We start from the raw sequence: 13,820 nt of genomic DNA on the forward strand, positions 1-13,820 counted from the left end.
GCCGGCCCGCCGGCCCGCCGGCCCGCCGGCACGGCGGCCTTCCTTGCCTTGGCAGCGGCAGCGTGTGTCCACCCGGCGCACGCGCCAGGACGCGGTCGGACCGGCCGGACGGCGGCCGGAGCGGGGCCTGGTGATCGGTGGCTTCAGCGGCCCGGAGATCACCCCGGCCCGGGGAGTGAGGGCTCGATGTCACGGATGCATCCAGTTCGCCGCAGTGGCGGGTTTGCGATCGCCGGAAGGCGGGACGAGTATTTTTTTATGGCGTGATGACCGGGGCACACCCTGATGCCGACCCCGTCGATCAGCGCCTCCCTCTGGTTACACCCACGCTCACAGCCGACAAGCGTCACCGTGAAGGAGGCGGCGCAGCGAACCGAACCTGCTCATTCGATGGCCTGGCCGGGGCGGCGGGTGGGGCCTCCGGCCCGATCGCCCTGACGGGACGCTTGAGAAACCGGCCCATCGCTTTCATGGCCGAGGCTGCACGAGCGGGTCGATGGTCGCCGTGGGGCGGAGGAAAAGCGGAAGGAGTCTGCCCATGCGGATCGTCGTGGACCTGAATCGGTGCCAGGGATACGCGCAATGCGTGTACCTGGCGCACGAGGTCTTCAGGTTGAACGGTCAGGAGGCGCTCACCTATGAGCCGAACCCCGACGACGAGCGGCGCCTGCAGGTCGAGCGAGCGGCTGCGGCGTGCCCGGTGCAGGCGATCGCGATCGACCGCTTGGACGGCACGAAGCGGGGCGAGGCGCCATGACTCTGCGGGCAACGGTCGCAGAGCTGGTGCGGGAGTTCCGGGCCAGCGGCCGGATCGTCATCGTGGGCGCTTCTCTGGCCGGGCTGCGGGCCGCGGAGACCCTGCGCGAGGAGGGCTTCACCGGTTCCCTGACCATCATCGGGGACGAGCCGCACGAGCCCTACGACCGTCCGCCGTTGTCCAAACAGGTACTCAAGGGCTGGGTGCCGGCCAACCACACGAAGCTGCCCCGGATGCGAGAAGTGGATGCGGACTGGAGGCTCGGGTCGGCCGCCGTCGGGCTGGACCGGGTCACCAAGCGGGTGCGCCTGGCCGACGGGGAGCAGGTGCCGTACGACCGGTTGCTGATCGCCACGGGCACCCGCGCGCGGCAGTGGCCGAACCCGGACGAAGGCGCCCTGCACGGGGTCCACACGATTCGCTCGCGCGATGATGCTGCACAGCTGCAGAAGAGGCTGGCCGAGCCGCCGTCGCGGGTCCTGGTCATCGGCGCCGGGTTCATCGGTTCCGAAGTGGCCTCTGTCTGCCGGGAGCTCGACATTCCGGTGACCGTCGTCGAGCGGGGTTCGGCGCCGCTGGTCGGCGCGCTCGGCGGGGTGATCGGCGAGATCGCCGCGCAGATGCAGCGCGATCACGGTGTGGACCTGCGCTGCGGGTTGGGTGTGTCGTCACTGGAGGGCGACTCGGGCGGGCACGTGCGGCGTGCGCATCTGTCCGACGGAACCAACGTCGACGCCGACGTGGTGGTGGCCTCGTTGGGGTCGATCCGCAACGTGGAGTGGCTGGAGGGCTCGGGGCTGGCGGCCGGTTTCTGGGGTGTCGGGTGCGACGCCGGTGGTCGTGCCTTCGACATCAACGGAGTGGTGACCGACAGCGTCTACGTGGCAGGGGACGTGGCGCGTGCGCCGCATGTGCTGTACGAGTACCAGTTCCTGGCGATGGAGCACTGGGACAACGCCGTTTTCGGTGCCGAGGTCGCCGCGCACAACATGGTGAACCTCGAACCCCACTACCGCCCGCATCTGCTGCTGCCCGGCTTCTGGTCCGGTCAGTTCGGTGTGAACATCAAGTCCGTCGGCGTGCCGCCTTTCGGTGACGAGATCGTCTTCACCCAAGGGTCTGTCGAGGAGCGCCGTTTTGCCGCCGCCTACGGTCACCGAGGTCGCATCGTCGCGGCCGTCGCCTTCGATCACGGAAAGTGGCTGGAGTACTACGGGAAGCTGATCGAGCGATCCGGTCCGTTCCCGCCCCCGCCGCCGGGCTGGGACCAACCGTCCGACATGAAGCCGGTGCCTGCCGAGTTCCCGGACCCGAGAGCCCCGACGGCGGCCCCCGACGTCGTCCTGACCGGACACGCCCCGAGCGAGCGGACGGCCGAGTTCCGGCCCCGGCGTCACTGACGCGCTCGCCGGGCCGAGCCTGTAGGCGGACAGCATCGACAGGAGAAGGAGGGGAGCCTAGTGGTCGAGGAAACCCCCTGGCAGCAGGCCCTCCGCTACGCCAACCGCGCCAATCCGTACCCGTTCTACGAGGAACTGCGCAAGACACCGGTGGCGCGGCAGCCGGACGGCACCTACGTCGTCAGCACCTACCGGGAGATCGTCACGCTGCTGCACGACCCCCGGGTCAGTTCGGATCCACGGAAGTGCCCGGTTCCGGCCGCGGCCCCGGCCGAGGGATCGGCGGAGGCGGAGGCCGAGCCGATCACGGAGGCGGTCATCTCTTTGGAGCCGAACATCATCACCCAGGATCCACCCGAGCACGATCGGGACCGCCGGATGATGATGCCGCATTTCGTCGGCCCTGCCCATTCCCCTCACCTGATCTCCGACCTTGAACCCGAGATCCATCGCATCGTGGCCGGGCTCCTGGACGACATGCGGGACAAGGGGCGGATCGACGCCGTCGACGACTTCGCCTACCCCCTGCCGGTGACCGTGATCTGCAAGGTCCTGGGCGTGCCACTGGAGGACGAGCCACGCTTCCACCACTGGATCGAAACGGCCCTGGACGCTTTGGACTTCGGTCCCGAGGCCGCCTCCGAAGAGATACAGGGCCGGCTGGCCGGGGGGCGGCAGGCCGTGCAGGAGTTCGGGCAGTTCGCAGCGGATCTGCTCGACCGGTACGCCCGGCAGCCCGGCCCGGGCATGCTCTCGGCGATGGTGAACGAGGACGGTCCGGAGGAACGGATGTCCCAGGGCGTGCTCGCGAGCAACGCCCTGCTCCTGATCTTCGCGGGACACGAGACCACGGTCAACCTCATCGCCCACAGCGTGCTCACCCTGCTGCGCCACCCCGACGCGCTCGAAAAGCTGCGCCACCGGCCCGAACTGATCGTGCCCGCGGTGGAGGAGCTGCTGCGCTTCGAGTCGTCGGTGCAGTTCTGGCACACCCGCTCCGCAGTGGAGGACATCGACATCGCGGGCACCACCATCCCGAAGGGAGCGCCGATCTTCCTGGCGTACGGCTCGGCCAACCGTGACCCGGAACGGTTCATCGACCCCGACGAACTCGACCTCGAACGCCGCGACAACCAGCACCTGGGATTCAGCCAGGGCATCCACTTCTGCTTCGGCGCCCCGCTCGCGCGACTCGAGGTCCAGATCGCGGTCGGCGAGTTCGTCCGCCGGGTGCGGAACCCCCGGCTGGTCGAGGACCCGCCGCCGTACCGGCACAACCAGATCTTCCGCGGACCGCGGCATGTCCTCGTCGACATCGACGGCATCCGCGACTGAACCGAGGTGCGTACAAAGGATCGCCATGCGGGCTTTTCAACTCGTCGGTTGGCGGCAACCGCCCGAGCTGCGCGAGGTGCCGGTGCCCGAGCCCGGCCCGGGGCAGGTCCTGGTGAAGGTCGCCGGTGCCGGTGCCTGTCACTCCGATCTGCACATCATGCAGGTGCCCGGACCGCTGCCCGGCTTCACGACCCCACCCTTCACGCTCGGCCATGAGAACGCGGGATGGGTGGAACGGCTGGGACCGGGCGTCACCGGGTTCGAGCCGGGAGACCCTGTGATCGTCTATGGCTCCTGGGGTTGCGGCATCTGCTCCAACTGCCGCCAGGGCCAGGAGAACTACTGCCAGAACCTCGGTGGGCAGGGCCCGGGCCTCGGCGGTGGACACGACGGCGGCATGGCCGAGTACCTTCTGGTCCCGGCGGCGCGCTACCTGATTCCGCTCAGCACCCTTGATCCCCGTCAGGCCGCCCCGCTCAGTGACGCCGGGCTGACCAGCTATCACGCCGTGAAGCGGTCGCTGCACCTGCTGGGACCGGGTTCGACCGCGGTCGTGATCGGGGTCGGCGGTCTGGGCCAGATGACCATCCAGATTCTGCGCGCGCTCAGCGCGGCGACCACCGTCGTCGCCGTGGACACCGACGCCGGCAAGCTGGAGACCGCCAAGCGCATGGGCGCCGACGAGGCTCTGCTCTCGGGTGACGAGGCGGTGACCCGTATCATGGACATGACGGGGCAACAGGGCGCCCAGCTCGTGCTGGACATGGTCGGCATCGACCCGACGCTGCGGATGGCCGCTCAGGTGGCCAGGGTCCTCGGCCACCTGACCATTGTCGGACTCGGCGGCGGAGCCCTGCCCGTCGACTTCTCCAGCCCGCCGCAAGAGTGCTCGGTCGCCTCGCCCTACTGGGGCTCGCTCACCGAACTGATGGATGTGATCACCCTCGCCCAGCTGGAAAAGATCAAGGTGCTCGTCGAGCACTTTCCCCTGGAACGCGCCGACGCGGCTTACCAGCTCCTGCACGACGGCAGGATCCAAGGACGCGCAGTCGTCACCCCCCATGAGTGAATGCCGTCGCCAACCGGAACGGACACCACGACTGTGCTCGGCCGTCGGCATCGGATGGTGCGGCGAGAACGCACCCGGGCTCCCGCAGGACGGAGGAGCTTGCTCGGACCGGCGGAGCCGGACCGACCGGGCGCCGGATGGGTCTCGCGACCATTGCCCTGGGCGTCACGGCGACATCACGCACCTCCGCGGGCCGTCGGCCGGCGGAGGTACTTCGCGCGCATCGTAGTGGGCGCGGGTATGACGGCGACGTCGGCGTCGTGCGGCGCGCCCAACCTGGCCGGGCTGTCTCGGGCTTCGGCACATTCATCAGGGCCGCACTCACGTTCCGTCGAGCCGGAGAAGCGGAAGAAGCCCTCCCGGTGACCACCGCAGCGGCAGCCGAGGTGTTCGGTCAGCCCGACGTCCAGGGCCCGCTCGAACACTGACTGTGTCTGCCTGTCAACGTTCTTTCGCCTGGCGGAGAAAGACGCAGTCGTCGACCTGAGCGAACTCCTTGTTGCGCTTGGGCTGCCGGATCCCGTCAGCCTGTTACTCGGGGGCGTCGGAACGGTCGCCGTTCTCGGGGCTGTTGTCTGTCCGTGTCGGCAGTCCCGGTGAGTGACCGCCGCGGTGAGCCCAGATGTCACCGAGGACGACCTGGATGATGCCGGTGACGGGAATCGCCAGCAGGGCACCGAGGATTCCGGCGACTTCGGCGGCGATCAGGGTGGCCAACAGCACGGTGAGGGGGTTGAGTTTCACCGTCCGAGACAGGATGACCGGTTGCAGGAGGTGGTTTTCGGCCTGCTGATAGACGATGAAGAAGATGATGGCCCCAATGCCGGCTGGCAGGGAGTGGACGAACGCCACTGCGGAGGCGACGACGGCTCCTATGGTGGCTCCCACCAGGGGGATGAGGTCGGTCACGGCGACGAAGAGGGCCAGCAGGCCGGCGAACGGCACTCCGGAAACCAGCAGCACGACGTAGGTCAGAAGCCCGCAGATGACGCTGATCAGCAAGTTCCCGGTCAGATAGCCGTTGACGGTACGGGCGCACGCGTCTCCGACGCGGCGTATGCGGGCCGCGGGCGCCTCGTCCAGGAGGGCCAGGGACCGGTCTATGGCCTTGGGGCCCTCCAGCACCATCAGATAGGACAGCACGAAGATCGTGACAGCGCCTGCCGCGGTACTCGCGGCACCGCGGAGGAACTTCATGGCGGGCGTGCTCAGCCCGGTGGCGAACGCGTGGATCTGCGCCTGATGGTGCTGGACATATTGCAGAGCGTGTGTCCGCTCCAGCAGGTTGCCTACTGGCCCGCGGCCGGCCTGGGCGTCTTTGATCATCGCGGGCAGACGCTCGGCGAACCGGCTTCCCTCCTGGGCCAGGTGGATGACGAACAGGGCGACCACCGCGCCAACGGCCGCAGCCGTGGCAAGGAAGACCAGCAAGGCGGCCACCGACCGTCGGCACCGCGGCGCCCGTCGCTGCAGGGCTTCGACCGCCGGATGAAGGGAGACGGCCAGGAACAACGCGATGACCGCCCAGATCAGCACCCGGCCAGCCTGGACCACCAGCTCGAGTACGACGTACGTGGCGAGCACCAGGCCGATGGTGGCGAGGATGGTTCGCACCGGAACCGGACGCGTCGCCATGGGCACCGGGTGCCCAGCCCCGGTCACGGGAAAACGAGGAGTCCTCTTCGCCCGGTGGGCGATATTTCCCGGCACCGTCGTACGTGACCCCGTCCGATTTGGGCTGCAGCAATAGATGCTGGCCGTCCCCAACGGATCCCCCCGAGGCTGCCGCGTCTGTCATGGCCTGGGCGTTCTGGTCCGCACCGGGCCGATCATCGTGGACGGGCCGGATGCCGTGCTGGTGAGCAACAACCCCTACCAAGTGGATGATCCGACCGGGCCCGGCAGGCGTGCGCACCTGGACTCCGGCCTGCTCGGCGTACTGACCGCCAGGGCGGAGACGCCCGCCGAGACGGCCACGAGGCTGCGCAGCGGGCAACCGCACGGCCTCACCCGTCTCGCCACGCCCGACGACGTCGTCGTGTACGCCGACGCCCCGGCCCTCCCCGCCGGGCTGGACGGCGAAGGCGTCAGCCTGCCGACTCCTGTGCGGTGCCGCATCAGTCCGCGGGCGCTGCGGGTATGGGTTCCCCGGTATCGCCCCGGCGCCCAGTCTGCCGGGCGACCGCCAGGGTGGGCCGCCATCCGGCGGGTGGTCTGAGCCTCGGGGAGCCGCTCCCACCCGCCGTGCATGCTCCGCGGAACCCGCTACCCGTCCGTTCACATGGAATGCCGCCTGGAGCCCCGGCATCTGATTTTTCGATCATCTATGAGGGGCTTGACGTACAAGCCATTACATCTGATGATTTCATCAGGAAGGGGCGAATTGCTCTGATATGACACATGCCGCACCGTGTGCCGCTCACCGGGGCATCGCCGTTCACCACCGCTGCACACGGGGTCGCCGGGCCACAGGCCGACGCTCCTACTTCCGCACCGATGGGATGGACCGCGAATGACCAACACTGACCACACCCTCCTTGCCGAGCCGGTGAGTCTCCCTGAGGTGCCCGACGCCGCGATAGCGATGATCGATGCCGAGGGCATCGTCGTGGGGTGGACGCACGCCGCCCAGCAGCTCGTCGGCTATACGGCCGGGGAGGTCGTGGGCCGGTCCGCCGTACACGTGCTGCCGCCTCCCGAGGACGCACGCAGGGCTTCCGCGTTCTCCGAGCAGTGCCGTGCTCGGGGCGGCTGGTCCGGCACTGTGGCGATACGCCACCGCGACGGCCACACGCTCAGGATGACGCTGCGGGTCTCGCTGCTGCGGGGGCAGGACGCCGGCACCCGGTGGCTGGTGTCCGTGACGGACATAGGATCTCTGTCCTCGGGGGCGACCGGGGGAACGGTGCGGGAGTCGCTCCTTGCCCGAGCCCCGATCGGCATCGTCGTCTATGACGCGCAGTTGCGCTGTGTCTGGGTGAACGACGCCATGGAGCGGCACGACGGCGTGCCTCGTCACCGACGCTTCGGGCGCGGTCTGAAGGACTCACTGCCCGCCGTCGAGGCCGAAGCGCTCAAGGTCGTGATGCGGCAGGTGCTGGAGAGCGGCACGACGACGGTGCACGAGTACCGTGCGTGGCCGCCTGCGGACCGGCCCCGTGAGCATGCGTTCTCCGCCTCCTTCTTCTGTCTCCAGGGCGCGGACGGCACGCCACTGGGCGTGTGCTCCATGACCGTGGACGTCACCGGAAACAAGCGGGCGCGCGAGCCCCTCGCCATCCTCAGCGAGGCCAGCACGCACATCGGCAGCACCCTCGACGTGATGCAGACCGCCCAGGAACTGGCAGAGCTCACCGTGCCCCTGCTGGCCGACCACGTCGTCGTCGACCTGGTGGAGTCGGTTCCGTTCGGACTCGAGCCCGCCGCACGGATCGGCACGTCGAGCGGACGCCGCCCTGTGTTGCGCCGTGCCGGGGTGGCCTCCGTCGACCAGGGTGTCCTGGAGTTGCCGGCGGTGCGTGAAGAGGTGATCCACGTCCCCCCGAGCTCGTCGTTCGCCGCCGTCCTGCGCACGGGCAGGTCTCACCTGGAACCGGTGCTGGACACCCATGCCGGCCCCTGGGTCGACCACGATCCGACGCGTGCGCAGAAGGTACGCGACAGCGGCGTCCACTCGCTGATGGTCGTCCCCATCCATGCCCGGCGCTGCGTGCTGGGACTTGCGCTCTTCGGCCGCTCGGTGGAACAGACGCCGTTCCAGGAGGACGACCTGCTCCTCGCCGAGGAACTGGTCACCCGGGCCGCGCTCTGCCTGGACAACGCGCTCCAGTACGCGCGCGAGCGCACCGCCGCTCTCACGCTGCAACGCGACCTGCTCCCGCACCGGGTGCAGGGCGGTGCTGCCGTCGAGGTCGCCTCGCGCTACGTGCCCGCCGACATGGACCACGGCGTGGGGGGCGACTGGTTCGATGTGGTCGAGCTGTCCGGCGCACGGGTGGCCCTGGTCGTCGGCGATGTGGTGGGACACGGCATCAACGCCGCGGCGACCATGGGCAGGCTGCGCACCGCCGTGCGCACGCTCGCGGACCTCGACCTGCCCCCGGACGAACTGCTGGCGCACCTCGACGACACGGTCCGGCGACTGAACGACGAGGACGCCGACGACACCGACCGGCTTCCCGCGGTCGTCGGTGCCACCTGTCTGTACGCCGTCTACGACCCGGTCTCCCGACGGTGCACGCTGGCAAGGGCCGGGCATCCGCCGCCCCTGGTCGTCGACGCACAGGGCGGGGTCACCGTCCCCGACCTGCCGGCCGGAGCCCCGCTCGGCCTCGGTCTCGGCCTGGTGCCTTTCGAGTCCGTGGAACTGGAACTGCCCGAAGGAAGCGTGCTCGCCCTCTACTCCGACGGCCTGGTGGAGTCCCGCGGCGAGGACATCGACGTCGGCCTGCGGCGTCTGGGCGCCGCCCTGGCACAGCCCGGTGCCGCCCTGGAGGACCTGTGCTCGCGGGCGATGGAGACCTTGTCGGCGCAGGCACCGACCGACGACGTCACCCTGCTCCTTGCGCGGACGCGCGCCCTGCCACCCGCCCAAGTCGCGTCCTGGGATCTGCCGAACGAACTCGTCACCGTCCCGACGGCCCGGCGTCTGGCCGCCCGTAAACTCCGTGAATGGGGTCTGGAGCCGCTGGTGACGGCCGTGGAGTCGCTCGTCAGTGAACTGGTCACCAATGCGATCCGCCACGGCGACGGCCCGATCCGCCTACGGCTCATCCAGCACCGGGTGCTTACCTGCGAAGTCTCCGACACCAACACCGGTCAGCCACGCTCCCGCCATCCCGGCAATCTCGACGAGCACGGCCGCGGCCTTCACCTGGTCGGTCGGCTGTCGCGCAGGTGCGGTTTCCGCTCCGTAACAGACGGCAAGGTCGTCTGGGCCGAACAGGACCTTCCGTCCCCAACAGGTGCCCGCTGAGCGCCGACCGCCGCCACAGGATCCCCATCTGCCGTAGTCGCTGAACCTCGTAATGAAAGCCAGAGACATGGACCCATCGGATGTTGAAATCGCCGACCCGGCAGGCGCCTTTCGAGGTGCGACGAGCGTCTTCGGCGCCGGCCCCGGCGGCCGGCCGCCCGCCTTCGACGGTCTGGCCGCGGCAGTGCTCGACGATCGGGGCACGGTGGTGGGGTGGACCGGCACAGCACAGGACCTGACCGGGTTCTGCGCCGACGAGGTCCACGGCCGCCCCGTGCAGGAGCTCGTGGCCGACCTCCCGCACGACCCGCGCAGGGCCGCACACGTGCCGGCGACCGGCCGGGTACGACTGCGACACCAGTGCGGCAACACGATCGACGTCACATTCCGGACCACACGGGTGAGCGGCTCGGCGGACTTCCTCGTGCTCGCAGCCCCCACCCCTCACGTCGCCGACCACCGGCACGGCGCAGCCCTCCTGCGCGCACTGTCCGCGCAGAACCGGATCACGATCGCCCTGCACGACACGGATCTCACCACCGTGCAGACGAACGCCATGCCGGACACTCCCGACGGTCGTCCCATACAGCCCGGCGCCCGACTGAGCGACGTGCTGTGCGCCGAGGACGCCGAGACCATCGAAGTGGTACTGCGGCAGGTGCTCGAGACGGGCGTCCCGGTGATCCACAGGAACCAGCGAGTGAGCTGGCGACACCATCCGGCGCGGCGGCACGCGCTGTCGCTGTCCGCCTTCCGACTGGAGGACGCGCGAGGACACCCCGCAGGAGTCGCAGCCCTGTACATAGACGACACCGGCCAACTGCGAGCCCGCCGACAGCTGGATCTCGCCCATGCGGTCGCCGAGCGTGTGGGGGGCTCCCTGGATGTCGTGCGGACCGCCCAGGATCTCGCGGACGTCCTTGTACCCGCCTTCGGTGATCTCGCGGCTGTCGACCTTGCGGAAGCCGTCTTCGACGGTGACGAACCCGCCGAGCGGCTGGGTGGAGGAGATCCGCATCTGCGCAACGCGGCCCTGGCGCCGGCCACCGCGGACTGGCCGCCCGGCATCCAGCGCGGCAACCTCGTCCCATCCCTCTCCGACCACCCCCTCCTGCGCCGCTTCCAGCACGGCGAGACGGTCGTCTACGACCGGGACGACTACGTCGCCCTGATCGGCGGCCCACATGCGGCCGAGCAGTTCCTCCCGCACGACGTGCAGGCGGTGATGGTGGCACCGCTGCACGCCCGCGGCGTCACCCTCGGCGCGATCGTGGTCTGGCGCACCGGTCCGTCCGAACCGTTCATCGCGGACGAGGTGGATCTCATGAGGCAGATCGCCTCACGGGGAGCACTCGCCATCGACAACGCCCGCCGCTACACGCGCGAGCACAGAGCGGCCATGGCCCTGCAGCAAAGACTCCTTCCCCCGGCCACGACCGACACTCCGGCAGCCGAGACCGCCGGCGTCTACCTGCCCACAGACCGTGGGGGCGGCACCAGCGGCGACTGGTACGACGCCATACCCCTGCCCGCTCTCCGGCTGGCCCTCGTCGCCGGAGACGTGATCGGCCGTGGCATACCCGCCAGTGCCACCATGGGCCGTCTGCGGGCTGCCATCCAGACCCTCGCCGATCTCGAACTGGAGCCGGACGAGTTGCTCACGCGTCTCGCTGACCTGGTCCAGCGCCTCGCGGCGGAAGCCCCCCCCGGCGACCACGACGTCATGGGCGCCACCTGTCTGTACGCGGTCTACGACCCGGTCACCCGACGCTGCGCCATGGCCAGTGCCGGGCACCCGCCGCCCGTGCTCGTGCGGCCCGACGGGAGTGCCGAAGCCGTCGGCATACTCCCGGGGCCGCCCCTCGCCGTCTGCGGCATGCCGTACGAGACCACCACGATCGACCTCGAGCCGGGCAGCGTCCTCGCGCTCTACACCGACGGCCTGGTCCAGCAAGTCACATACGACGTCTGCGACGGGCTCCAGCGGCTGACCGATGCCCTTGCCACCTCCTGCCGCCCGGACCGCGCGCTGGAGGAGACCGGCAGGGCCCTCCTCGGCAGTCTGGTGGAGGAAGCACCGCGTGACGACGCGACCCTGCTGCTGGCACGCACCCGCGCCGTACCCGCCGAGGACACCGCCCACTGGCAGATACCGGCCGATCCGGCTGCTGTCTCGGACGCCCGGGAGTGGGCGACCCGCCAGCTCACCGCATGGGGGTTGGACGACCTCCTCTTCCCCACCGAGCTCATCGTCAGTGAACTGGTCACCAATGCCATCCGCTACGGTCGTCCGCCGGCCCTGCTGCGACTGATCCGCCAGCACGTTCTGGTCTGCGAGGTCACCGACTCCAACAGTGCCCAACCGCGTCTGCGCCGCGCTCACACCACCGACGAGGGTGGACGCGGCCTGTTCCTCGTTGCCCAACTCGCCGAGCGCTGGGGCTGCCGCCACGGCCAGAACCACAAGACCATCTGGTCCGAACAGCCCATCGCGCGCGCCCACTGATCACTTCCTGTGGCCATCTCACTCCGTTGCAGCCGTAGGCGGCTCCGGCATGTCCGTCATGCGGCCGTCCGGGCGCGGGAGGCGAGCTGGGATGCAGGAAGGTGCGGCACGGGTCCATGCGCGGGCGCGGCTTGCCCACGTCGTACGACGTCATCCCCGACCAGGCCGCGTGCAACGGCAGTACCGCGATCACCTGGGTCAGGCCGTGCAACTCGTTCAGGCGACTCCGGCAGACGCCGCCGGAACTACTCCGGAGGTGGGACCGAGCAAAGCCTGCGGTCTCGGGTCGAGATGCCGTCGGTGTGGGGAGACTCGGTGGGTCCTGTCCCGTGGCGGGGCCACACCCGCAGGCTTTCGTGTCTGCGCAGGGCTCGCCGACGACGGCAAGAACGGCGGAGGCGGTGAAGACGCGATTCTGCAGGCCACCCGCATCACACTGCTTCTGCTGACTCAGCGAATCGGACAGCTCACGAGCCGATCCACGACTTGAAGGACCGCCTGGCCCTGCGCGTGGTACGCCACGCACCGCAGCTGCTCAGCGTGGTGGGCGTCGGTCCAAACACGGTTGTGGCTTTGCCGATCACGATGGGGGACAACCCGGAACGCCTGGGGAGCGAGGCGCCATTCGCCGTGCAGTGCGGAGCCAGCGGCAGCATCGGCTACTCTCCCTGAGCCGCGGACCGTCAAGAATTCGTCAGCAGTGCGGCAAGAGGGGCGGAAGGACGTAGTGGCAGAGCCGGAAACGACGGAGTACTTGCGCGGATACGCGCGGAGTCCGGCTTGGTCTCCGTCACCGGACGCCGCCTGACCCGGAAGGAACTGGAAGAGCGTCGCGCTCTCGGCGAGCAGGCCGCGACGCGGCGCGGATTCTGCTGCACGAACGGCACGACGAACACACCGCCGCCGACCACGACCTTCTGCCCGCTCTCGTCGGTGAAGACCCTCCCGGTCTCCGGATCGGTGGCCTTCTTGCCGCGCCGACCGGTGACGATGAACGCTTCGCTCGGTCCGGCCACCTTGTAGCGGCTGATGACGAGCGTCGAGGCTGGTCAAGGCCCGACCGCCGAGCACATCGTCGGCCTGGTCGTGGCCGTCGCCCTGCTGGGCTATCTCGTCCTCGCCCTGATCTTCCCGGAGAGGTTCTGACAACAGACATGAGCCCCGTCCTTGCCGACGTGCTCCTGGTGACCGCTCTGATCGGCGCGCTCGCCCTGGTGCACCGTCCTGCATGGCCGCGTCTACTCCTCCAAGAAGCACCTGCGCATCGAGCGGTGGATCTACCGTTCGGTCGGCGCCAACCCGGACGCCGAGATGCGCTGGCCCGCCTACCTGCGGGGCGTGCTCGCCTTCTCCGCGGTGAGCGTGCTGTTCCTGTACCTGCTCCAGCGGGTCCAGGACAAGCTGCCGGTCTCGCTCGGCTTCAAGCCGATCAGTCCCGACCAGGCGTTCAACACGGCCGCCTCCTTTGTGTCCAACACGAACTGGCAGTCGTCACCCGGACCATGGGCCTGGCCGTGCAGAACTTCGTCTCCGCCGCAGTCGGCATCGCCGTCGCGGTCGCGCCGGTGCGCGGCTTCGCCCGCTCCCGCACCGGTGAGCTGGGCAACTTCTGGGCCGACCTGGTGCGCGGCACCATCCGTGTCCTCATCCCCATCTCGGTGACCGCGGGAGCACCAGATGAGAGCCCGGGCCGGATCAAGCGTTCCCGCCCAGGTATCAATGACGAACAGCATTCCCGGGCTCATGGCCGTGCACGTACACGCCGACCGGATGTCGCC

At 69.4% G+C, this 13,820-nt stretch carries 9 protein-coding genes and 2 pseudogenes; 9 read left to right on the forward strand and 2 right to left on the reverse strand.

Annotation, left to right across the window (positions count from 1 at the left end; genetic code table 11):
- Positions 1 to 538: 538 nt before the first annotated feature.
- From AC5WRT_RS35070 to AC5WRT_RS35085, 4 genes are read left to right on the forward strand one after another with little or no spacing between them, the layout of a single operon-like run.
- Positions 539 to 757, forward strand: coding sequence for a ferredoxin (locus tag AC5WRT_RS35070; RefSeq protein WP_496098166.1), 219 nt, complete (start codon positions 539 to 541; stop codon positions 755 to 757).
- On the forward strand, positions 754 to 2,157 hold the full coding sequence (locus AC5WRT_RS35075) for an NAD(P)/FAD-dependent oxidoreductase (RefSeq protein ID WP_496098165.1): 1,404 nt from the start codon (positions 754 to 756) through the stop codon (positions 2,155 to 2,157). Before AC5WRT_RS35070 ends, AC5WRT_RS35075 begins: the two co-directional genes overlap by 4 nt.
- A 60-nt stretch (positions 2,158 to 2,217) precedes the next feature.
- Complete coding sequence (locus tag AC5WRT_RS35080; RefSeq protein WP_496098164.1) at positions 2,218 to 3,492, forward strand: cytochrome P450; 1,275 nt, start codon at positions 2,218 to 2,220, stop codon at positions 3,490 to 3,492.
- 25 nt (positions 3,493 to 3,517) lie between these two features.
- Entirely contained in the window at positions 3,518 to 4,561 is a 1,044-nt protein-coding gene (locus AC5WRT_RS35085) for an NAD(P)-dependent alcohol dehydrogenase (protein ID WP_496098163.1), read from the forward strand.
- 531 nt (positions 4,562 to 5,092) lie between these two features.
- Here AC5WRT_RS35085 and AC5WRT_RS35090 read toward each other — a convergent pair.
- Positions 5,093 to 6,196, reverse strand: a complete 1,104-nt coding sequence (locus AC5WRT_RS35090) for an AI-2E family transporter (RefSeq protein WP_496098162.1) — start codon at positions 6,194 to 6,196, stop codon at positions 5,093 to 5,095.
- 223 nt (positions 6,197 to 6,419) lie between these two features.
- Here AC5WRT_RS35090 and AC5WRT_RS35095 point away from each other — a divergent pair, with 223 nt between their 5' ends.
- From AC5WRT_RS35095 to AC5WRT_RS35105, 3 genes are all read left to right on the forward strand, one after another.
- Positions 6,420 to 6,779: a hypothetical protein gene (locus AC5WRT_RS35095; protein WP_496098161.1), complete on the forward strand. Its 360-nt coding sequence runs from the start codon at positions 6,420 to 6,422 to the stop codon at positions 6,777 to 6,779.
- A 294-nt stretch (positions 6,780 to 7,073) separates the two neighbouring features.
- Entirely contained in the window at positions 7,074 to 9,536 is a 2,463-nt protein-coding gene (locus tag AC5WRT_RS35100) for a SpoIIE family protein phosphatase (RefSeq protein WP_496098160.1), read from the forward strand.
- Between the two features lie 67 nt (positions 9,537 to 9,603).
- The gene (locus AC5WRT_RS35105; RefSeq protein WP_496098159.1) at positions 9,604 to 12,042 is read left to right on the forward strand and encodes a SpoIIE family protein phosphatase; all 2,439 of its coding nucleotides are present in this window, start codon (positions 9,604 to 9,606) and stop codon (positions 12,040 to 12,042) included.
- Positions 12,043 to 12,911: 869 nt separating this feature from the next.
- Here AC5WRT_RS35105 and AC5WRT_RS35110 read toward each other — a convergent pair.
- Positions 12,912 to 13,073 (reverse strand): annotated as a pseudogene (locus tag AC5WRT_RS35110) (flotillin family protein); the annotation flags it as partial.
- Here AC5WRT_RS35110 and kdpF point away from each other — a divergent pair.
- Together kdpF and AC5WRT_RS35120 are read left to right on the forward strand one after the other, a co-directional pair.
- Positions 13,072 to 13,188 (forward strand): K(+)-transporting ATPase subunit F, encoded by a 117-nt coding sequence (gene kdpF, locus AC5WRT_RS35115; RefSeq protein ID WP_496100937.1) that lies wholly within the window; start codon positions 13,072 to 13,074, stop codon positions 13,186 to 13,188. The pseudogene AC5WRT_RS35110 and the gene kdpF overlap by 2 nt on opposite strands.
- A gap of 8 nt (positions 13,189 to 13,196) precedes the next feature.
- Positions 13,197 to 13,709: pseudogene (locus AC5WRT_RS35120) on the forward strand (potassium-transporting ATPase subunit KdpA); the annotation flags it as partial.
- Positions 13,710 to 13,820 lie beyond the last annotated feature (111 nt).

The organism is Streptomyces sp. NTD91, from assembly GCF_059510455.1.

Excerpts from the sequence above, each read along its gene's own strand:
- AC5WRT_RS35075 (WP_496098165.1), top strand. The coding sequence starts at position 754 with ATGACTCTGCGGGCAACGGTCGCAGAGCTGGTGCGGGAGTTCCGGGCC.
- AC5WRT_RS35105 (WP_496098159.1), top strand. The coding sequence starts at position 9,604 with ATGGACCCATCGGATGTTGAAATCGCCGACCCGGCAGGCGCCTTTCGA.
- AC5WRT_RS35085 (WP_496098163.1), top strand. The coding sequence starts at position 3,518 with ATGCGGGCTTTTCAACTCGTCGGTTGGCGGCAACCGCCCGAGCTGCGC.
- AC5WRT_RS35090 (WP_496098162.1), bottom strand. The coding sequence starts at position 6,196 with ATGGCGACGCGTCCGGTTCCGGTGCGAACCATCCTCGCCACCATCGGC.
- AC5WRT_RS35070 (WP_496098166.1), top strand. The coding sequence starts at position 539 with ATGCGGATCGTCGTGGACCTGAATCGGTGCCAGGGATACGCGCAATGC.
- AC5WRT_RS35100 (WP_496098160.1), top strand. The coding sequence starts at position 7,074 with ATGACCAACACTGACCACACCCTCCTTGCCGAGCCGGTGAGTCTCCCT.
- kdpF (WP_496100937.1), top strand. The coding sequence starts at position 13,072 with ATGACGAGCGTCGAGGCTGGTCAAGGCCCGACCGCCGAGCACATCGTC.